The sequence below is a fragment of the candidate division KSB1 bacterium genome, from assembly GCA_022562085.1.
GTDB lineage: Bacteria > Zhuqueibacterota > Zhuqueibacteria > Oceanimicrobiales > Oceanimicrobiaceae > Oceanimicrobium.
Genome location: JADFPY010000006.1, coordinates 22,203 through 44,620 on the forward strand (window position 1 = coordinate 22,203; position 22,418 = coordinate 44,620).

Here is a 22,418-nt window from a genome sequence, read left to right on the forward strand (position 1 = left end):
TTGTCTTTTTCTGTTTTTGCAATCCTTCTTTTGCTTGTCTCGGCTAGCTTGGCGCTTTTCACTAATTTTTATCAGAATTTAGAAATTTCGTCTCTCTCCAAACTCAATAAATATTTAAATGCTCAATTGGCTGATTTAAGTAACGAACTTATCCAAATTGAGACTCGAGTTGAAGGTCTGGAAAGGGAGGACGATGAATTGAGAATTATTGCTGATCTTCCCAAAATTGATTCGGATACACGTGACGTTGGTGTTGGGGGTTTTACTTATGTAAATGACGATGTGGCAATGGATTCAAGGGATTTGACTGAGCAAATATTTGAATATCAACAAGCCCTTGATAAAATGGAGAGAAGGATTAGATTAGCTCAGATAAGCCGCGAACAAGTCAGAAGCAAGTTCGGAGAAAATGAGAAAGTCATGAAGCACACCCCCTCAATTAGACCAATTATAGACGGCAGGATTAGAGATAAGTTTGGAATGCGTATTCATCCCATTCTTGATAGAATTATAAATCATGCCGGAGTCGATATCGCGGCCGAAAGAGGCACCGAGATTTTTGCTTCTGCAGCAGGAGTCGTAGAAAAAGTCGTTACAAAGTATACCCTAAATCGCGGATTTGGAAAACAAGTCATCATCAATCACGGTATGGGGTTGCGAACCCGTTATGGACATCTATCAAAAATCCTGGTGAACAAAGGGGAAAAAGTGGATCGCTGGCAGCCAATAGGGTTAGTTGGAGATACTGGGTTAGCGACCGGCCCCCATTTGCATTATGAGGTGATTAAAGAAGGTAAGAAACAGGATCCATTGCAATACATTCTAGATATGGACTAGACAGTTTAAAATCTCAAAAATTAAACGTCTTAGTGGAAATTTTCTAAGGCGTTTTTTTTTGCTATTTATAAGGAAATCGCTATAGTTGGATAATATGCAATTTTTTTTTAGCCCTGTTCTGTTAAGTTTGTTTATTGCTTTTACACCTGTTCGAGCCCAGGTCGTTTTGTCTGAAATTATGTTTGATGCTTCAGGCAGTGACTCACATGATGAATTTGTGGAAATTGTAAACTTGTCGGAGTCAGTATCAGTCGAGCTTTCCGGATGGCGGATGTCGGACGGTGAAGGAACTGACACGATAATTGAATCTCATGAGGGCACAATTTTGCAACCCGGGCAAATTGCGCTTATTCTCGATCCCTCCTACTTCGACAATTCCGACACTTATGACGACTTCATCCCTGAAGAGTGTTTAGTGTTAACGATTGATAACACAACCTTTGGAAGTCGAGGGTTTTCTAATTTAACTGGGGAAACCGTGTCCTTAATAAATTCGGACGGCGGGATTGTGTCTCAATACACCTACTCCCTTGGGAATGACCAGGGGTTTTCTGATGAAAAAATTGATTTACAAGGATCAAATTCACAGGAGAATTGGGCAAACAGCAAGTCAATTTTTGGGACACCGGGTGCGCCGAATAGTGTTTCGCCGCTTAATTTTGATCTTGCCGTTTTTCCAGCTGACATCAAATTTTCTCTCGAACCGGTGCAGGCTGGGCAAACCGTGATTATTGCTTCAGCAGTTCGTAATCTTGGCAAAAATCTGGTTGATCAATTCAAACTGACATTTTTTGAGGATTTCAATGGGGACTCCTTAGCAAGTATTGGAGAAGAATTAGCACCAGCTTTTGAATTTTCGGAGACGCTTTTACCGAAGGACTCGACATCTTTTTCATTGCAGTATTCAAATGTTTTACCAGGCGAGCACCTAATTTTTGCCAAAATTGAATTTGACTCAGACGAGGACACAACCAACAACATTGCTGCAAAGCAGCTTTTTGTTGGATTTCCTGAACGAACTGCTGTTATTAACGAAATTATGTATTCTCCTTTGTCCAATCAACCGGAGTGGACTGAAATTCTCAATCTAAGCTCTTTAACAATTAATCTCGATAAATGGTCTGTGTCGGATTCAGATACCGGTAAGCGTGTTAATTTTGGCAGTAATTCCAACCTTGCCCCAAACGGTTTTTTTATTTTAGCTGAGGATTCTGCAATTCTCGATTTCTTTAATCCTCCGGTGGGTTCAGTTTCGGTTTCAAAAAAGCTGCCGTCGTTTAATAACGATTTTGATAGTGTTGTGCTTTACGATCCTTCGGATAATATAATGGATAGGGTCAATTATAACAAAGATTGGGGCGGAGATACCGGAGTCTCTTTGGAGAAGATTAATCCGAATCTTGCATCAAACGACAGCACGAATTGGAGTTCTTCAGTGACAATCGCGGGAGGAACACCCGGTGAACAAAATAGTATCTTTACTCAAACTTTACCGGCAGATGCCGACCTGACAATTGCGCCCAATCCTTTTTCTCCCGACAGCGATGGGGAAAAAGATTTCACAATTATTAGTTACGAAGTGCCTATAACGACCGCTTCAGTAAATATAAAAATATATGATCTTCGCGGCCGACTCGTTCGATTTTTGGCGAACAACCAACCTTCCGGTTCGACAAATTCAATTGTTTGGGATGGCCACGATGATAGCGGCCGACTTGCGAGAATTGGTATTTATGTTGTTTTTCTTCAAGCATTAAATGCAGAAGCCGGTTTATTAAGAACCCAAAAAAAGACAGTCGTTTTGGCTGCTAATTTATAAAATTTGATGACTTTTTACCCACCGATCTTTCCTGCATCTTAAAATCGCAAAAATTTCACCCGCTACTTTTATATTGATTTTGCACTAATAAAAACGTATATTTATTAATTTTATAATTCCGGATGCCAATTCGCGAAAACGTACAATTTGCTCGAAACAAGATAGCTGAAGCCTGTCGGCGAAGTGGTCGCAAATCTGAAGAAATTGAGCTCGTAGCTATTACAAAGACAGTGGATGTGGAGCAAATTAACGAAGCAATTGAGGCGGGGATTCGAGTCGTCGGCGAGAACAGAGTACAGGAGGCTTGGCGGAAGTTTCAGGAAGTTGGCGAGAAAGTTCATTGGCATATGGTCGGGCACCTGCAGACCAATAAAGTTAAACGAGTTTTGCAGTTTGCTGATATGATTCACTCCGTCGATAGTGTGTATTTAGCGCGTGAAATTCAAACGCAAGCTAAAAAATTAGAGAGAACTATTGAAATTTTAATTCAGGTAAATACGTCCGGAGAAGAATCTAAGTTTGGGCTTGAGCCGGAAGCAACAATTGGCGCAATTGAAGAGGTTTCGACATTACCGAATCTTAAAATAAAAGGACTTATGACCATAGGAGCTTTTTTGCCCAACCCTGAAGACGTGCGACCCTGTTTCAAACTGTTGCACGATCTAAAGGATCGAGTAAACGAACGCGGAATTACCAGCGTTGAAATTGGCACTCTTTCAATGGGCATGACCAACGATTATGAGATAGCCATAGAAGAGGGCTCCACGATGGTTCGAGTCGGTACTGCGATTTTCGGGGAAAGAGGTTAAGGATTTATATGATTCGTTTATTAGATGCTCTTATCGACCTTTATATTTTGGCGGTTATCGTGAGGGTGGTTTTGTCGTGGATTAATTTCAATCCACATAATCCATTTGTTAAGTTTCTAATTCAGATAACAGAGCCGGTGCTGAGTAAAATTCGACAAGTTATTCCGCCGATTAGCGGCATCGACTTGTCTCCTATGATATTGATTTTTGGGTTGTACATTTTAAGGAATTTGTTGTTGTATTGAATCGGAGTTCCGCCTTAACTTGTTTTTTGCAAACTAATCTTACCAGGAGGTGGTTGACTTGAAGCTCACCCCATTAGACATTAAGAAACAAGAGTTTAAAAAATCGATGCGTGGCTATGATGCCATTGAAGTCGATGCATTTTTGGAAATGGTAGCAGATGAATTCGAGAGCCTAAATCAAGAAAAAAATAATTTGGCGGATGAAGTTCTCAAACTTAAGACTCAATTGCAGGATTATCAGGAAGTCGAAAAAACGTTAAAAGAAACGCTGATGCACGCCCAGGAATCGATTAACGAATCTAGAGAAACCTCAAAGCGGGAAGCCAATTTGACTGTTCGCGAGGCTGAGATGCAGGCGGAAAAAATCATGGAAGACACGAAGTTGAAGTTGGCAACCATGAAGAATGAGCTGGTGCTCATTAAAGCGCAAAAAGATTCGTTTGCACGCAGGCTGCGCCATTTATTAGAATCGCAAGTAGAATTAATCGGCGTTCTCGAGTTGGATGACATGGGGTTTGATAAATTAGAAAAGAAACGCCCTAAAGGTCATTCTAAACCTAAATACCAACAAGAGCCGCCGCAAAATTTTGACCAGGAAAAAATAGAATTTGGCAGTGTCGATGACATTTTACCGGAAGAACCGGATGCGAAAACCGAGATGAGAAAAACTGTAGATATAGAGCAAAGTCAGTCCGAGGATTTGCAAGAACGGACTATTGATCAGACCCAAGAACAGCAGAGGATTGAACAACAAGAGAAGAAGTCACGCATTTCCGATCAACTGATTTTTTAAAGGCGTCCAAAAACGGGACAAGGAATTGAATGCAGGATTTAAAAACCCAAATTGACGAAGCGGGTAGTTTTCTAAAGGAGAAAACAAATGTTACGCCTGAAATAGGAATAATTTTAGGCACCGGTTTGGGAGCACTCGCTGAAGAAATTGAACAAGAGACTGTTATTTCTTACGACCAGATACCCCATTTCCCCCTTTCAACGGTGGAAAGCCATGCAGGGCGTCTCATTTTTGGGAAGATTGGCTCGAAATCCGTCATGGCGATGCAGGGTCGCTTTCATTATTATGAAGGCTATTCAATGCAGCAGATTTCATTTCCGGTGCGGGTTATGAAACACATGGGAGCCAATACATTGCTCGTTTCCAATGCCTGTGGTGGCATGAATCCCTTATACACTCCGGGCGACATTATGATCATCGAAGATCACATCAACCTCTTTGGCGATAACCCGCTGATTGGCGTCAATGACGATTCGTTTGGTCCGAGATTTCCCGATATGTCAGAGCCTTACACAAACGAGTTGATTGCACTGACCGAGCAGATCGCTTTAGAGGAGAAGATTAAAATTCAAAAGGGCGTTTATGTTGCCGTTAGCGGTCCATGTCTGGAAACTCGTGCTGAATATCGGTTCTTGCGCGCAATTGGCGCAGACGTGGTGGGCATGTCCACAATCCCGGAAGTTATTGTTGCCGTCCACAGTTCGATGCGTGTCCTCGGCCTTTCAGTTGTAACCGACGCTTGTTTTCCGGATGCATTAGAACCCGTTGATATCCAAAAGATCTTAAAAGTAGCAGCGGAGGCTGAACCCAAATTAACATTGATGATGAAGCGAGTGATCGAGAGGGTGTAGTAAAAGTATGTACAAAGAACTTTCAACAAAATTAAATTTTCCTGAATTAGAGAAGGAAATTCTCGAATATTGGGATAAAAACAAGATCTTCGAGAAAAGCATCGAAAACCGGGATGTAAAGAAGTCGTTTGTTTTCTATGAAGGGCCTCCGACTGCTAATGGCCCGCCCGGCATTCATCACGTCCTAGGGCGAACCATAAAAGATTTTGTTTGTCGTCTTAAAACCATGGAAGGGTATCGCGTCGAACGGAAAGCTGGCTGGGATACACACGGTCTGCCGGTGGAAATTCAGGTTGAAAAAGAGCTGGGTTTCTCAAGCAAAGAAGATATCGAAAAGTACGGTATCGATAAATTTAATAGGAAATGCCGGGAAAGTGTTTGGAAATACAAGAGTGAATGGGACGAACTTACTCGTCGAATCGCGTTTTGGGTTGATCTTGAAAATCCGTATATCACCTATGAAAATAACTATATTGAATCAGTCTGGTGGATTCTAAGCGAGCTGTGGAAAAAAGAGCTGATTTATCGTGGGCACAAAATCGTTCCCTACTGTCCACGCTGTGAAACACCGCTTTCGAGTCATGAAGTTGCTCAGGGCTACAAAGACGTTGAAGACCCCTCGGTGTTTGTACGCATGCGCATCAAAGGAGAGGAGAACACTTCATTTCTCGTTTGGACGACGACTCCATGGACGCTGATCTCCAACGTAGCTTTAGTACTCAATCCTGAAATTGAATATGTAAAAGTTAAGCTTGCTGACGAACACTTGATTCTTGCAAAGACGCGGTTAGAGGTTCTGGAAGGCGATTACAAAATTGTTGAAACATATACCGGCAAAAAGTTGACTGACAAAGAGTACGAACCGCCTTATTTTTACGAAACGGATAAAAAGGCTTATTACACTGTACTCGCTGATTTTGTGTCAACTGAAGACGGTACAGGGATCGTTCATATGGCGCCGGCTTTTGGTGAAGATGATTATCAGATTGGTTTAAAATACGATTTGCCTGTCCTGCAGCCGGTAGACGAAAGTGGAAAATTTACTGAAGAAGTCACAAAATTCAAATCCAAGTTTGTGAAAGATGCCGATCCGGAAATTATCAAGGATCTGGAAAGCCGGGGGTTGCTTTACAAGTCCGAGGCCTATTTGCACAGTTATCCGCATTGCTGGCGCTGTACATCGCCGCTTCTTTACTTCGCGAAAAAATCCTGGTTTGTTCGTACGACTGCCATGAAAGAGCGCTTGATTAAAAATAACGATGAAGTAGACTGGTATCCGAAGGAGGTTGGTGAAGGCCGGTTTGGTGAATGGCTTAAAAACAATATCGATTGGTCGCTGTCCCGCGATCGTTATTGGGGGACACCGCTGCCCATTTGGGTCTGTGAAGCTTGCAATCATGAACACTGCATCGGCGGCGTCGAGGAGCTCAAAGAGCTTTCCGGTTTAGCGGAATTCGATGACTTGCATAAACCTTACATCGATGAAGTTGAAATTAAGTGCTCACAATGCAGTGAAAAGATGACCCGTACACCCGAAGTGATCGACTGCTGGTTTGATTCCGGAAGCATGCCGATCGCGCAATGGCACTATCCTTTTGAAAATAAAGATGTTTTTGAGCGAAGTTTTCCGGCGGACTTTATCGCCGAGGGGGTAGACCAGACTCGAGGATGGTTCTACTCGCTGCATGCGATTGCCACAATGCTATTCGATCAGCCATGCTACAAGGTGTGTGTTTCCAATGATTTGATTTTAGACAAATTTGGCCAGAAGATGTCCAAATCGAAAGGGAATACGGTCGATCCTAAAAACATTATCGATGAATACGGCGCCGATGCGGTTAGATGGTATCTGCTTACAGTGAGTCCACCCTGGGTTCCAACCAAATTTGATGTCGAAGGGGTAAATGAGGTCGTTCGAAAGTTCTTTGGCACTTTGGTTAACGTTTACTCATTCTTTACAACTTATGCGAATATCGATAAGTTTAAATATGAAAAATCTAAAATCGTAGTCGAAAAACGCGCGGAAATTGACCGCTGGCTTTTAAGTTCCTTAAACAGACTTGTCGAGAAAATTGAAAATCATTTGTCACGTTATGATCTGACCAAAGCTGCACGCTTGATTTCCGAATTTGTCATCGATGATCTTTCCAACTGGTATGTACGCCGGTGCCGGCGTCGGTTCTGGAAATCCGAAATGGGGGATGACAAGCTTGCTGCTTACGAAACTTTGTACGAAGTTTTGATCGCTGTAACTAAATTATTAGCGCCTTACACCCCATTTATTTCGGAGGAAATTCACAAAAATCTGACCCAAAACGGCGATGCTAATGTTGAGAGCGTGCATTTGGCATTTTACCCAAAAAGAATACCCGCGAACATACGTATCGAGATACTGAATTAGAGGAGAGAATGGATTTGGTCCGGCGTGTTGTGTTTCTTGGCCGAGCGCTGAGAAATGAATCAGCAATTAAAGTTAGGCAACCGTTGTCGAGAATTGTCGTAGTAGCTAAAGATCAAAACGCGCAGAATCATATCCTAAGTATGGCAAGTTTGATTACGGAAGAGCTTAATATTAAGAATATTGAGTTTGTTTCCGACACAGCAGGGTTGACTATAAAAAAAGCAAAGCCTCTTTTTAAGCAATTAGGCCCGCGCTTGGGAAAAAATGCCAAGATGGCAGCAAACATGATCCGCGACTTTGGTGAAAAAGAAATCACTGAATTAGAACAGAAAGGTGAATTTACGATCGATATCGAAAAGCAGAAAAAAGTAATTAAAATAACCGATCTCGAAATTGTCTCACAGAGCGCTGAAGGTCTTGTTGTACAGGCCGATGATGTATTGACCGCTGCCTTAGATACTCGAATCACGGACGATCTCAGGATTGAAGGTTTAGCGAGAGAATTTGTCAATCGCGTTCAAAATATGCGCAAAAATGCCGGGTTTGATGTAATAGATCGTATTAAAATTTACTATGAGACCTCGGATGAACTCTTAAAAGCAATCGCACAGCGTTCGGAGTATATTTGCAATGAGACTTTGGCAGAATCCCTATCTCCGAATTTTCAGAAAGCCTCGTTCACGGAAAATTGGGAGATCAACGGTTCTAAAGCGGCAATCGGAATCGAAAAAGTTGTATAAGTGAAATTGAAACTCAGATTAACGGAGGTATAAATGACAAAGAAGGACCTGAAAAAATTCAAGAAACTGCTTCTCGAAAAGAGGGACGAAATGCTCAAGGATTTAGGGCAATTAAAAGACAGAGAAATGGCATCGACTTTAAAAGACGCTTCCGGGGAGAATTCTGCCTACTCCTTTCATATGGCGGATGTGGGAACCGATAATATGGAACGTGAAAAGGCTTTCTTTTTTGCGACTCGAGAGGGGAAATTTCTCAACCACATTGAGGAAGCCCTGCAACGAGTTGAAAGCGGTGATTATGGCAATTGTATTGATTGCGAGAGGCCTATTCCTCAGGAAAGATTAGTGGCGGTGCCGACTGCGACAAGATGCGTTCCCTGTAAGGGAAAGGCAGACGGATAATTCAATGTATTTTTAATTAACACGAGAGTTGCGTGTGAAAGTTTTTTTGATTTCTATAATTGTTGTTATTCTCGATCAAATTACCAAGCTATCAGTGCGATATTCATTTGAATACGGTATCCCCCATAATATAATTGGCGACTGGGTACGCCTGACATATATTGAAAATCCCGGAATGGCTTTCGGCATTCAAGTCGGTGGCCAGCCCTTTTTTACCATTTTTGCAGTAATCGCTACGGTCATAATTTTCATTTACATTCTGAAGGCCCGTAACGAAAAAATGTCTCTGAATTTTGCACTCGCAATGATTTTAGGCGGTGCTATCGGTAATTTGATTGATCGGTTTCTTTATGGTAAAGTAGTCGATTTTGTCGATGTTGGTTTTGGAAATGCCCGTTGGCCGATTTTTAATGTGGCGGATAGTGCCGTAACAATCGGGATGATGATACTAATCGTATTTGTCGTGTTTGATAAAAGTTCCAAACAGACGGACGAAACCACAGAAGTAGCCGCCGAAAAAAGAGCATAAATCCCTCGTTTTATATTACGTTCACCCACCAATTTTTATGCAAGAGGAAAATTACTTTGAAGTAGTTATCCCGTCTCAACAGGGAAAACAACGCCTTGATAAATTCCTAACTCAGCAAATCGCTTCGGTTTCCCGGGCGCGTTTGCAAAAATTAATTCGGGAAGATTTGGTTAAGGTGAATGGCCAGCCTGCCAAAGCCAGCCATCTTGTTTCGCCCGGCGAAAAGGTTGAGGTCTGCGTTCCCAAACCCACTCCGGTTGATATCCTCTCGGAAGATATTCCGTTAAATATTATTTATGAAGATGAGCACCTGTTGGTTTTAAATAAAATCTCTGGAATGGTCGTCCACCCGGCGTTTGGCAACTATACGGGTACACTTGTGAATGCTCTGCTTTATCATTGCGGCGATCTCTCGTCAATCGGAGGTCGGCAACGACCCGGAATCGTCCACCGGCTTGATAAAGACACATCCGGATTAATGGTGGTTGCAAAAAACGATGCTGCCCACCAAAGTCTTTCCAGTCAATTTAAGCAGAAGGAAACGGAACGGGAATATCAAGCCATCTGCTGGGGGAGATTTAAAAAGAGGAAGGGCAAGATAGAAACGTTTATTGCGCGAAGCCCTAAAGATCGAAAGCGAATGACTGTGCAGTTGTCCGGTAAGTTAGCGATTACGAATTATCAAGTTCTGGAGACGCATTGGGTACATTCCCTCGTCAAGCTAAATTTGAAAACCGGGCGAACCCATCAAATCAGGGTGCATCTTTCATATCTCGGTTACCCGGTTTTCGGCGATGCAGAATATGGCGGTCGCAACAGGCAATTGGGAAATTTACCCAACGATGAACGGGAGTTTGCCAGCAAGCTTCTTCTAAAGATGGACCGGCAAGCTTTGCACGCAAAAGTGCTTGGGTTTATTCACCCCTCCAAAAATGAATTCATGCGATTTGATTCGGACCTGCCTGAAGATATGAAACTTTTGCTGGAAAGTATCCGTAATCAAAGAAAGTGATTTTTTTTAGATTTAAAATTTCTTCCCTTTTTATTCAAACTCTAAATTTTTGTTGGCAACATTTCACAAAAGAAACTGTCTGATATAATATACCTCGAATGAATAATCAGCAGTTTGTTGCAAGTTATCAGTTTTTTTATTAAACCCTTAAATTATTGAGGTGCATGATGAAAGTAATAACGGGCTTGATGACTGTGATTCTTTTTGCCACGCTTTTTACCACCAATCTTTTTTCACAATTAGACCTTGACAGAAGCGATCAAGAGACTCTCGACCGGGTCAAGGAAAAGTATCTGGATGATCGCGGTCGGATGGAAATTAAGTACTTTTCGGGTAACAAGGTTATCAAAAAAAAGGAAAGGCTGCCTTATCACGTTGTTGTAGTCCGGGGCGATTTGACAATCCGGGGCGAAATAGAAGGAAGCGCAGTCGCTCTTTTTGGCGATGTCAGAGTGAAATCGAGCGGGTGTGTCGATGGCGATGTGATTAGCGTTGACGGTTGGATAGATCAATCCGGAAATGCTTGGGTCAAAGGTGACGCTTTGGAGATATCTTCGAGAAGTTTGAAGCGCCACCACACCGGATATTCCAACCGTGAGATCCGTAGAACGAGGAGCTATTCCAGAAGATCATTTCGGCGAGACAGCCGCTACAGACATGGCATTTCGTTTCAAAATTACTGGTCGGTGAACGAGCTCGACAATTTTATTCTCAGGTATAATAGAGTGGAGGGCGGTTTTATTGGCTTCCGCGAACCCCGGGATCATTACCATAATTGGAGGATGGGACACTTAAACCCTTTCGGGGAAATAGGTTATGGGTTTGAGAATAAGGATTTGCGCTACCAAATTGGTGGGCAGCTCTCTACTTTAAGTTCGCTCAATTTATTCTTAGGCGGCGAATATCACGACTTCACGGATACCCAGGATGCGTGGTTGGTTTCGGAAAGTGAAAACAGCGCAAACGCACTTTTCGTAAAAAAAGACTTTTTAGATTACTATCGAAGAAAAGGGTTTAGTTTTTTCGCTGTTCAGGAATTCACTCGCGATTTTAAAGTCAAAGTGGAATACAGAAATGATGATTACTCGAATATGCTCAATACGTCGAACTGGTCATTGTTCAGAGGAGGGCATGACTTCAGATTGAATCCCCTGATTAATGAAGGAAATATGCGCAGTTTGATTTTCAGTGTTAATTTGGATACCCGCTACGACGCCAGAGTTCCGGAAAGTGGCTGGTATTTAAACGGCACCGCCGAATTTGCCGGCCAGGTTGCCGGTCAGGAATTAAATGGTGATTTTAACTTCGATCGCTATATTATCGACTTGCGTAGATATCAGACGTTGAGTTACTTCGAAAGTCTCGATTTTAGGCTTCGAGTTGGATCAGGTCGGGGAAATGTTCCTGAACAATTCCTTTTTGATTTAGGAGGTATTTCTACTTTGCCCGGCTATCATTTCAAAGAATTCACCGGCGACCGGATGGTGATGTTTAATTCTGAATACAGAACAGACGGCGAATTCCTTTTTGATGATATTTGGTTTCTGAACCTTTTTCACTATATTTTGTTCGCAAATACCGGGCTTGCCTGGTTTGCTCAAGACACCTCTTCGCCCCTTAATTTCGATAATTTTGAATTCTCCGATCTTAAAACCGACGTTGGGATTGCCATTGCCAACCGAGACGGCGATATGAGGGTTAATTTTGCCCATCGCCTGGATGGCGGTGGCCTCAATGTTTCATTTAGAATTCATCGAAATTTTTAAATTCATTTTGTTTGAGGATTTTATCATGTCAGCAAAACCTTTCAGACTTTTAATTTTTTCTTTTGTGTGTTTTTTGCTTTTGGGCTCCTCTCATACACTTTTAGCTCAACGCTATGGAACCGAAAGGTTTAAGCAAAAATACGAAATCAATTCTGACAAAGTCCTGTATGTAAACATTGATATTGACGCAGCAGAAGTGAGAATTAGTAAATCTTCTCGAAGTAAAGAAGTTCGGCTTTCGATTTATTTCAGCAGGGATGAATTCAAAATATATGAAGATTATGACCGGAAGCGTTCTCGATTGGATATTGAATTTGACAAAAAAGGTTGGACAAACAACGATAGCAAAGATTTAAAAGCGGAGTTTGTCCTGGAGTTGCCCCCAGATGTTGAGATCTATTTAGAAGCGAGAATAAAAGCGGGAGTAATTGAAATTGATTTAGGCGGTCTTTCTTTAGTCGGTATGGAGTTGACCACATGGGCCGGTGAAGTACAGGTTGAGTTTTCGGAACCAAACCAGAGTGAGATGGACTACCTCAAAATCAACACAAAAGTCGGTGAAACGAAAATCGTCAGACTTGGAAATGCCCGATTCAGAGAAGCTGAGATAAACGGCGGAATCGGGGAGATGCGCGTTGACTTTCGCGGCCGAATGTTAAATGAGGCGATGGCGGATGTTGATTTGGACATTGGTGAGACAACTATCTATTTACCGGATGATGATGTTGGCGTAAAGCTTTCCGTTTCAAAATTTTTATTTTTGTCCGACGTTGAAATCCCTCGCAATTTTAGAAAGTCCGGAAGATACTATTACAGCAAAAATTATGACGACGCGAAATATGCGCTTAGTTTACATGTGAGTCCCGGACTTGGAGCGCTTAATATTAATTAAAAGCCATGGTTTATTAAGGACTAATTTTATGAAAACAAAAAATGTCTTCTGCTTATTTACCTGTACCCTCTTTTTCTGCCAAAGCCTTTTAGGCGGTGAACTAAAATCTGAAGAAGAAAAAACATTTAAAATGAAGTCAGGCGGCTCAATCACAATCATTGGCGATGAGGGAAGCATTAGGATCCAATCTTGGGATAAACAAGAAGTTTATTTAAAAATAACCAAACGAGTTTGGGATCGAAATAGTCGACGAGCTGAAGAAATAATGGAAAATCTTGAAGTTGAGATTGAACACTCAGACAACCGTCTCTACATTCGGGAGATTGATGTTGACAAGCATTTTAGGTTCTCGAATATCTTCCACTCTGACAAATGGCGCCGGCACTCCGAGCATCAAGTGGATTATGATTTGACGGTACCCAGGGAAATTAATCTTAAGATAGAAAATGATGAAGGCAACGTGGAGATTACAGGAATCACCGGCAGTTTGAGACTCCGGCTTGATGAAGGCGATGTTATTTTGAATAACTTGGAATCCTCAAAAATCGATGTCGCTCTTGACGAGGGTGATTTGGTTTGTAAAAATGCCCGGGGAGCTTCCTCAACGCTGTTTGTGAACATTGACGAGGGCTCGGTTCGATTAAGCAATTGCGAATTTGCAGTCATTGATCTGGAAAGCGACGAAGGTGATTTTATTTTAAACGGACTGGTGATCAAAGATGGCGATCTTCAATCAGACGAAGGGGATATTGAAGCAGATTTTTCCCTTTTGGCCAATGGCAGGTGTAAGATACGCACCGATGAAGGCGATATTTTCATTCGCGTGCCGGAAGATTTTAATGCTCAACTTAGATTTCAGGCGCGCGAAGGCAGGATCCGAACTGACTTCCCGGTTTCGGTAAGAAGGTGGGGAGATGAAGGCGAAAAATTAGATGACGTTTTAGGTGAAGGCCTGGCTCGATTAAGTGTTTACACTGAGGAAGGAAATATAACATTCAAGAAGAATTGATCATATAAATTTGGAGTGAATCCTATGCGAATCAAAATCTTTCATATTTTCTGTAGTTTTTTTCTCGCCACTTCTTTAATTGCGGGAACTCATCGGGAAAAGTTTCAAGAAACCTACTCATTCGAAAAAGGAAGTGAGTTGATTGTTGATAATACGAATGGCAGCGTATATGTCGAGTCCTGGGACAGAAATGAAGTGCGGGTCGAGGCGGAAAAGATAGTTAAAGCTCGCAGCCGCCGGCAGGCTGAGGAAATCATGGAGCGGGTTCGAATTGAAGTTAAGCAGGGTCGAAACTACCTTGAAATTAGAACCAAATATCCTAAACGTAGGGGTGGCTTTTGGGATTCAGTATTTGGCAATGGAGTCAGTATAAGTGTAAAATATCGAATTTTAGTACCAAATGAAACCAACATGGACATCTCCACAGTCAATGGCAAAGTTGGGATCACGGACGTTGCCGGAAATATTCGAGTGAAGACAACCAATGGCGGCATCGAAGTCCGCGAGGGCAAAGGAAGTGTTCAAGCGAAAACCACGAATGGTGGTATCGATGTGGAATTATTAGAATTTGAAGAAGACGAAGATATGAATTTCCGAACGACCAACGGTAGTATCAGAGTGTATTTTCCGGAAAATCTCCGAGCTGATATTGACGCGAGAACGACGAACGGTTCGATTCGAACTGATTTTCCCATTGAGGTCCGGGGCAAATTCAGCAAGAGAAGACTCAAGGGTAAAATAAATGGTGGTGGCGGAAGAATCGTTTTGCACACAACCAATGGCGGGATAAAAATTTTAGAGCAGTAAAAACCAAACGGCGGAACTTTGTGCTCCGCCGTTTAGGGAAAGGAGGGGTGGATGGAGAACTTTGGATTCAATTTTGAGCAAGGTGTTCACCTTGCTTTTTTTATATGCATCCGTAAATTAATCAACTATTGTGCCAACCTGTATTTATAGTTTGACGGCCTAGTTAAACGTAATAAAATATTGGGAGTTAAAACCAGAATTAGATTTCTGACACCTTGAATAGTGCTGTTGAAATTCGCAAATAATGGCGTTATAGCTTATTACACTGTCTCACGCTGAAACATGGATTTTTTTTTAGCCGAGTAGCCATTTTTTTCCTCTGTCACTTTTAGAAAATCACTGTAAATATTGTTCTCGTTTCACAGCCAGAACGTAAACGAACTTCACGTTTTTTTTCTTTTCCCTTGCAACTGTTTCTGTTTTAATTTCATGATTTTAAATGACTTGGGTTTGTTTGTTTGTTTGAATTTATTTATGGCATATCACTTGCAAAAGAATAGCCAACGTTTCAGGTTTCGGCTTGAGCGAGTGATTTGTTCAACTTGTTCATTGACAATTGTTGCATGGCATGGGTCCTTAATTTCGCTTGACTTTTTGGCAAATTTGCTATACACTTTCAGTCAGACTGATTGGAGGTTTACATGGCAAAGGTTAAATGTTCGAGATGCCAACAAGAGAAAGAAGGTTTATCAGAAGCGCCCTTTAATAACGAATTAGGCCAAAAAGTTCTTGAGCAAACGTGTGATGAGTGCTGGAAAGCATGGGTTGGTCAGCAGTTAATGCTGATGAACGAGTACCGGCTGGATCCACTTAACGACGAGCACAGCAAGTTCTTGGACGACGAAATGGTTAAATTCCTCGCTCTGAGCTGAAAACTCTCGGTTTAAGGAATCGCAAAATATGGCCTTAAAAGTTGTATCAAATACGTTATATTCTACTGACCCGAGAACCGGGGACACTATCTCAGAGTTTTCAGCAACCAATCCGGAAGATATTCCTGAAATTTTCGAAAGGGCAAAATCCGCTTTTAAGACCTGGTCCGATTTAACGCTTAAGACTCGTCTTGAACTTTTCAGAAAGGCTTATCGCCAATTTTATCTTTATCAAGATGAAGTTGCTCAACTAATCTCACAAGAAACCGGTAAACCTCTCGCTGAAGCGTACTCAAGCGAAATTTTACCGATTTTAGATTGCTTCAAATACTATTTGAAGAATATTCCGAAGTTTTTGAAAAGCCACCGAACCGGTTCTTTAAATCCATTGTTTAAATTGAGAAGGGGATTGGTGAAATATGAACCACTTGGCGTTATCGCAGTTATTTCGCCATGGAATTTCCCTTTTCTTTTGGCGATGCAGCACATCATACCGGCGATTTTAGCTGGCAACGCTGTTATCCACAAGCCTTCAGAGCTTACATCGCTAACAGGTCTGAAAATTCTCGAAATATTTGATCGAGCTTATCTGCCGAAAAATGTTTTAAATATTGTAACTGGATTATCTGACGTTGGACAGGCTTTAGTTAAATCGAAATTTGACAAAATCATGTTCACCGGAAGTACGGAAATTGGCAAAAAAGTATATCAGGCTGCGGCTGATAATTTGGTTCCGGTCAATATGGAATTAGGTGGTAGCGACCCAATGATTGTTCTCGAAGACGCCAACATTGAACGAGCAGTTAACGCAACTGTATGGGGCGCTTTTTCTAATGCCGGACAAGCCTGTCTTTCTGTCGAACGGCTCTTTGTCCATGAATCGATTCTTGAAGTGTTCTGTGAGAAACTCGGTGAGAAGACGCGTGAGCTTATGGCAAAGCCAGATTGTGAAACTGATATTGATCTATCGTGCCTCATTAATGACAGGCAATTTGAAAAAATTTGCTCTTACATTGAAGATGCATCTGATAAAGGGGCCACGGTACTTTTCGGCGGAAAACCGCTCAAGGATTTAGGTGACCTTTACTTTGAGCCTACCGTTTTAACAAATGTAAATTCGCATATGGATGTTGTTAAGAACGAGATTTTCGGGCCTGTAATTACAGCGACGCCGTTTATTACTGAAGATGAGGCAATCTTTCTGGCAAACGATTCTTCATTTGGACTTTCGGCCAGTGTTTGGACACAAGACTTAAAAAGAGGAGTCAAAATTGCGAACCAAATTCACGCTGGCAGTGTGATCGTCAATGATTTACAGATCCATATTGCTCAAATGGAGGCGCCATATACAGGCTTCAAGACCAGTGGTATAGGTGTTAGTCACGGACCTTGGGGAGTTATGGAAGTTGTGCGGCCAAAATATATCAATACAGACCGTTTAATCGCAAGGTCAGTTTTGAAACTTTTTTCTAAAGATTTTGTGAACAATAATATTTGGTGGTACAAATACAGCGAAAAATTAGTGAATGATTTAAGAGTTTTTAATGATTTTTTACATGGTGACTCCATTTGGCGAAAAATAAAGGCAATTCCGGCAACAATTAAAGCTTTGTTTAGAAAGAATTATATTTGAATGACAAAGCGAGAAATCGTTCAACCCAAAGACTATAAAAACAATAATTTGCTACACTCGATCTGAGCCACATTCAGTTTTAATTTATTCAAGAGATTTCTTGACATACAGAAAAAGATTTTGTATATTCACGACCTTAAATTTGTCTGTAACTTCAAATTAATTAAGTTTTAACATAATTAGGATTAGAAGACTCTTAAGCTGTACAATAAATTGATCTGAGTCTCTAGCCGCTTTACACATACCGGAGTGGAGAAAGAAATGGGCTTGAATCTGCACGAAGATTCTTATTCTATTTGTACGCCTTCTACACATACCTCATCCCTCAATTCAGGATCCTCTTTCAATGACAACCAGAAGATAACCAAAGCAGTCATTATAGCTGCTGGCAATGGAAGTCGGCTGGAGGGTTATCAAAATGGTTGTCCCAAGCCTCTTGTAAAAGTTGGCGGGATGCCCCTGCTTCAAAGAGTCATTTTGTCGGCAAAGAGGATTGGAATTACTGAATTCGTCATTATTTTGGGGTACCAGGCAGCACGGATTCGGAAGACAATAAACTCAAAGAAATTAGGGGTGAAAATTACCTGGGTCCGCAACCTTGATTGGCGTAAACCGAATGGTGTTTCAGTTCTGAAAGCTGAAAAATTTGTAGATGGCAGATTTCTGCTGTTTATGTCCGATCATGTCTTTAATGTCAATATTCTTGAAAAACTCAAAAGTGTTCAGCTGGGCAAAGAATGTGGCCTGTTGTGCGTGGATTACGCTCTCAATACAGTTCATAATCTTGATGACGCAACTAAAGTTAGGACAGTTGACAATCAGTTACTAGATTTAGGGAAAAGTCTGACAGATTTTAACGCGATTGATGTTGGTATATTCATCCATACGCCACTTATATTTGATGCACTAAGACGAAGCCAGGAGCAAGGAGACTATTCATTGTCCGGTGGTGTTCGAGTATTGGCGGAAGAAGGCAGAATGTGCTCGTTCAATATAGGGGACTCGTTTTGGCAGGATGTAGACACAGTACCTGATATTCAGTACGCAGAATCTTTATTGTTACGAGCAACTCGCTCTTCTAGGGACGGTATCGTTGCCAAACGATTGAATAGAGCAATTTCAACTCGAGTTAGTAAGTGGCTGATTAAAACTCCGATTACACCCAATCAAATTTCCCTATTTAACCTAATTTTGATGATCTTCGGTGCCTGGTTTATTTCATTTGGCAAACCGTTAAATACTATTATCGGGGGAATCGTTTTTCAACTAACTTCGATTTTGGATGGCTGTGACGGCGAAGTTGCTCAAGTAAAGTTAAAAGATTCAAAAACTGGTGCATTGGTAGATACTTTAACGGATCAGCTTTCTTATATTGTATTCATTGTAGGCGCAACAGTTGGTGCTTATAATGCGTCTAACGATACAGTTGTTTTCTGGGTAGCCGGATTTAGCCTGGCTTTAATTGCAGTAGCTCTCAGGTTTAGTCTGCTCTATATCAAGAAAAAAGGTTCTACCAGCTTAAAAGATTTTGATCAGGATATTGGCTCTTTTAAATATCCAAACCAGCAAGTCTGGTACTTGAAGTTTTTTGGGATTATTCACCAATTAGGAAGAAGAGATGCCTGGTCATTTGCAGGCTTTTTAATCATGCTTGGGGGAAGTATCACCGTCTTTTTTTGGGGGTTGATGGCGGTTTTGAATATGTTGGGTGTCGGTATCATCATAACTGCCGGGACTTTACTTTCACAACGTCATGGTGTGAATGCTTTTAGCCCTATAAAAAGACTGTATAACCAATTTAGCCGTTGGTTTAGCAGTCCTGAAATTGAATTGCAACCTGAAAACAAAATTTCAGAGTAGAGAGGTTTGACGACTATGTTAGTTGATACTTCCTCGACGTTTTCTTTGAGAAAACATCTTGGGCGAATAAAAAGAAAATTTATGCCTTCAGGGCCTTCTGCTGCATCTGTACCTTTTATGGAGTATTTGAAGTACCACTACTTTACAAAATTCACACCAACATTTCCTCAAATTATCCAGGTACAAACTCAATATGGCTGCAATGCCCGTTGCGTTTTCTGTCCAATGGGGAGAGAGGACAATCAGATCATCGGTCATATGGAAGATGCAACCTTTGAAAAAATAGTCACCGAAGCGGTCAGTAATGGCGTCAAGGTTCTGAGTCCTTACTTGCAAAATGATCCGCTTGTTGATCGAAAGATGCATGAAAGAATTGAAGTCATTCGTGCGATTCGGGGTAAAAAGCCATTCCCGAAAACCAAAATTATTACAAATGGCGGTTTGTTAACCGAAGAAAGAGCTTATAACTTAATTAATGCTGGTTTGGAGTACATAGTTTTTAGTGTACATGGCGTCGATAAAGCCATTTATGACAATATAATGCAAGGCCCGAAATTTGAAACGGTTGTAAAAAACATTGAAACTCTTTTAAAAATCAAGGATGAATTAAAGGCTAAAAACCCCCAAATAGAAATTTGGGCAGTTTTGACCAAAGAAGTAGAAGCTCAATTAGATGCAACAAAGGTGTTCTGGAAGGCTCGAGGAATTCGGTTCAAAGCCAGACAACTGGACAACCGCGCCAATCCTGATATTATAGATACTTCTGACATGGCTTCCGAAGATGTTGACTGGAAATTCGCTCATTATTGCACCATTCCTTTTTGGCGCGCTTGGATTCTCTGGAATGGGGATATGGTGCTTTGCTGTGTGGATTGGGAGCGCACTCAAGTTTTCGGTAATATCCACGAGAAATCTATAAAAGAAATTTGGAATGGCGAGGGCTACAGGAAGTACCGGCAAAGAATGATGGATCGAGATTTAGCCGGCACGATTTGTGAAAATTGCCAGGGTACCTAATCAGAACGTAATCCCATAACATTTCTCAATTTCGCTTTCCCCGATTCTTGCTCGTACATTCCGTCTTTTAGTTTGCAGAGATTTATTAGCCGCTATTAAATACACTCTACACTCATGGATCAGAAAACAAAGAATAAAGCAATTTAAGGTAGATTCAAATGCCCAAAAAGTCAGATCAGGCTGCCGAATTTCTAAATGAGAAGAGAAGATTATTTTGGTAAGAAAAGCCTGGATAGACGCGAGACACCCAATGGCTAAGCAAAGATTGTGGGGTCTCACATTGTTAGAGAGAAATCTGAGAGAATTAGTTAGCCTCGGGATTCATGAAGCGGTAGTTGTAACTCGTCCTGAAAGCGATCCCGCGGAATACTTCCACCATCCGCAGCCAAAATCGCTAACCATTTCGTTTGTAAACGCCAAGAATTCAAATCCGTTTGAGTCACTAAGAAAGTCAGTCGAAGAAAACGGACAAAATGTACTGGCCTTGGAAGCCAATGCGCTCAATGACCGGCGAATTCTAAAAAAGCTAACGGAAACAAAATCAAGTTGCGGGCTGCTTTCACCAAACGGGCTTAACAAAGCGGGGGCTGCTGTTTTATCATCAGGAGAAGTGGAATTATTTAATGGCGAATCCACAGAAAATCTCACGGCTGCAATAGAAGAAAATTTACAAAACGCGAAACTTCGGAAACTCGAACTTTCGAGCTTCAACACATATGTCAGCAATTTGAGAAGGGATATTGTACCTTTCATGATTCTGATAGAGAGTTCGTCCCATCTTAAAAATGCCGATGATTTTCTCCGCCAAACCGTTCACAAAGGCACAAATGATTTCGTGGCTAAATACATTCATCCGCCTTTTGAATTTGGAATAGCGCGATATTTGGCCCAGACGTTTATTACACCCAACATGGTTTCCTTTCTAAATTTACTTTTGTCCATATTGGCAGCTTATCTCTTTGCAACCGGAAGCCTTCTTGCTGGTGGTCTTGTGGCGGCAATAAAAGGCATACTAGATGGCGTGGATGGGAAGCTAGCGCGCCTGACTCTGAAATTCAGTAAAATTGGCGATCTTCTTGATCATGGAACAGATACCATATTTGATGCCATCTGGTATCTGGCACTGGGGTGGCATTTTGCCCACGGTGATTTTTCCTCTAGTACTGCTATATTTACTTATATATTACTTATTTCTTATTGTGTTGAAAGAATTGTGCCCGGTATCTTCAAAAAATTACACGGGCGCGAAATCTACGATTATGCTAAGATAGACCGATTCATACGCCTCATTGGCAGCCGCATAAATAACAACATCTGGCTGCTTTTGATAGCTACGATATTGGGTTGGCCGAAAGAAGGATTTTATTTCATAAGCCTTTGGATGCTGGTTACGGCAAGCTGGCATACTTTAAGATTGCTATCACGATATAATTCATTCATTAATCTCTGTCTAAAACTCAAAAAATAAGGATTGAGCTGAAGCTTTGGCGCTGCCATTGTTTATTTCATACGGTGTGGAAAGAACAGTCCTTGAAATTTCACAGATTCGAAATCTACGATTATAACGATCTTGAAAGATTCATGCAGCCGGATGAACAACAATATCTGGCTTTTGCTGGCAGGAAACACTGTTCGGCTGGGGCGAGGAGAGAGACATTGTGCTTTAATCAGTGTCTGGATGGCGTTTACGGCCGCTTGGCATACATTTCGTCTGTTTTCAAGTCACTTTGTGAAATCACGACTCGGAAAGCCGGCCTTAACGAATTAGAGTAGGGAAATTTAGAAGTATGGTAATTACTACCCCGCAGAATGGCATTTTTCAACACAGGGTAGCTTATATTTTGGATCAGCAACTGCCAGCTCAAAAAGCGAATACCGAGCAAGTGATGAATACAATATCCTCTTTAGCTAGTGAAGGAGTTAATATTAAGCTTTTCATTCCGCGCAAATGGCGCACTCTTGGTAGATCAAAAAAGCAATTTAAGCAAAAGCTCCTTGATTATTACGATATTCAAAACGGCTTTACTGTTTCAGGAATTTTTCATCTCCCTTTCTCACCCTTCAAAATCGACAAGATCTCACACGGCATACTTGCTGCATTATATTCAGTGGCCAAGCACGAAA

General features: G+C 41.5%; 20 protein-coding genes and 1 pseudogene. All 21 read left to right on the top strand.

What is annotated here, in order from left to right; all coding sequences use genetic code 11:
- Complete coding sequence (locus tag IH879_01190; GenBank protein ID MCH7673550.1) at positions 1 to 837, top strand: M23 family metallopeptidase; 837 nt, start codon at positions 1 to 3, stop codon at positions 835 to 837.
- Between the two features lie 94 nt (positions 838 to 931).
- Positions 932 to 2,656 (top strand): lamin tail domain-containing protein, encoded by a 1,725-nt coding sequence (locus tag IH879_01195; protein MCH7673551.1) that lies wholly within the window; start codon positions 932 to 934, stop codon positions 2,654 to 2,656.
- Positions 2,657 to 2,778: 122 nt separating this feature from the next.
- On the top strand, positions 2,779 to 3,465 hold the full coding sequence (locus tag IH879_01200; GenBank protein MCH7673552.1) for a YggS family pyridoxal phosphate-dependent enzyme: 687 nt from the start codon (positions 2,779 to 2,781) through the stop codon (positions 3,463 to 3,465).
- A gap of 8 nt (positions 3,466 to 3,473) precedes the next feature.
- Complete coding sequence (locus IH879_01205; protein MCH7673553.1) at positions 3,474 to 3,710, top strand: YggT family protein; 237 nt, start codon at positions 3,474 to 3,476, stop codon at positions 3,708 to 3,710.
- A gap of 58 nt (positions 3,711 to 3,768) precedes the next feature.
- Positions 3,769 to 4,503, top strand: a complete 735-nt coding sequence (locus IH879_01210; GenBank protein MCH7673554.1) for a DivIVA domain-containing protein — start codon at positions 3,769 to 3,771, stop codon at positions 4,501 to 4,503.
- 29 nt (positions 4,504 to 4,532) lie between these two features.
- Positions 4,533 to 5,354, top strand: coding sequence for a purine-nucleoside phosphorylase (locus IH879_01215; protein ID MCH7673555.1), 822 nt, complete (start codon positions 4,533 to 4,535; stop codon positions 5,352 to 5,354).
- A gap of 7 nt (positions 5,355 to 5,361) precedes the next feature.
- Positions 5,362 to 8,495: pseudogene (locus IH879_01220) on the top strand (isoleucine--tRNA ligase).
- A gap of 33 nt (positions 8,496 to 8,528) precedes the next feature.
- A complete protein-coding gene (locus IH879_01225; protein MCH7673556.1) occupies positions 8,529 to 8,897 on the top strand; it encodes a TraR/DksA C4-type zinc finger protein in 369 nt (122 codons plus the stop codon).
- Positions 8,898 to 8,931: 34 nt separating this feature from the next.
- Positions 8,932 to 9,426, top strand: a complete 495-nt coding sequence (gene lspA, locus IH879_01230) for a signal peptidase II (protein ID MCH7673557.1) — start codon at positions 8,932 to 8,934, stop codon at positions 9,424 to 9,426.
- A 37-nt stretch (positions 9,427 to 9,463) separates the two neighbouring features.
- Complete coding sequence (locus IH879_01235; GenBank protein ID MCH7673558.1) at positions 9,464 to 10,438, top strand: RluA family pseudouridine synthase; 975 nt, start codon at positions 9,464 to 9,466, stop codon at positions 10,436 to 10,438.
- Between the two features lie 167 nt (positions 10,439 to 10,605).
- Positions 10,606 to 12,204: a BamA/TamA family outer membrane protein gene (locus IH879_01240; protein ID MCH7673559.1), complete on the top strand. Its 1,599-nt coding sequence runs from the start codon at positions 10,606 to 10,608 to the stop codon at positions 12,202 to 12,204.
- 25 nt (positions 12,205 to 12,229) lie between these two features.
- Positions 12,230 to 13,096 (top strand): hypothetical protein, encoded by an 867-nt coding sequence (locus IH879_01245; GenBank protein MCH7673560.1) that lies wholly within the window; start codon positions 12,230 to 12,232, stop codon positions 13,094 to 13,096.
- Between the two features lie 28 nt (positions 13,097 to 13,124).
- Positions 13,125 to 14,105 (top strand): DUF4097 family beta strand repeat protein, encoded by a 981-nt coding sequence (locus IH879_01250; GenBank protein MCH7673561.1) that lies wholly within the window; start codon positions 13,125 to 13,127, stop codon positions 14,103 to 14,105.
- Positions 14,106 to 14,129: 24 nt separating this feature from the next.
- On the top strand, positions 14,130 to 14,912 hold the full coding sequence (locus tag IH879_01255) for a DUF4097 family beta strand repeat protein (protein MCH7673562.1): 783 nt from the start codon (positions 14,130 to 14,132) through the stop codon (positions 14,910 to 14,912).
- Positions 14,913 to 15,553: 641 nt separating this feature from the next.
- Positions 15,554 to 15,784 (top strand): oxidative damage protection protein, encoded by a 231-nt coding sequence (locus IH879_01260; protein MCH7673563.1) that lies wholly within the window; start codon positions 15,554 to 15,556, stop codon positions 15,782 to 15,784.
- A gap of 28 nt (positions 15,785 to 15,812) precedes the next feature.
- Complete coding sequence (locus tag IH879_01265; GenBank protein ID MCH7673564.1) at positions 15,813 to 17,417, top strand: aldehyde dehydrogenase family protein; 1,605 nt, start codon at positions 15,813 to 15,815, stop codon at positions 17,415 to 17,417.
- A gap of 261 nt (positions 17,418 to 17,678) precedes the next feature.
- Positions 17,679 to 19,277, top strand: a complete 1,599-nt coding sequence (locus IH879_01270) for an NTP transferase domain-containing protein (protein MCH7673565.1) — start codon at positions 17,679 to 17,681, stop codon at positions 19,275 to 19,277.
- A 126-nt stretch (positions 19,278 to 19,403) separates the two neighbouring features.
- Positions 19,404 to 20,294, top strand: coding sequence for a radical SAM protein (locus IH879_01275; GenBank protein MCH7673566.1), 891 nt, complete (start codon positions 19,404 to 19,406; stop codon positions 20,292 to 20,294).
- Positions 20,295 to 20,544: 250 nt separating this feature from the next.
- A complete protein-coding gene (locus tag IH879_01280) occupies positions 20,545 to 21,762 on the top strand; it encodes a CDP-alcohol phosphatidyltransferase family protein (protein MCH7673567.1) in 1,218 nt (405 codons plus the stop codon).
- A gap of 62 nt (positions 21,763 to 21,824) precedes the next feature.
- Positions 21,825 to 22,067, top strand: a complete 243-nt coding sequence (locus IH879_01285; GenBank protein MCH7673568.1) for a hypothetical protein — start codon at positions 21,825 to 21,827, stop codon at positions 22,065 to 22,067.
- A gap of 14 nt (positions 22,068 to 22,081) precedes the next feature.
- On the top strand, positions 22,082 to 22,418 hold a 337-nt coding region (locus IH879_01290; protein MCH7673569.1), incomplete at its 3' end, for a hypothetical protein.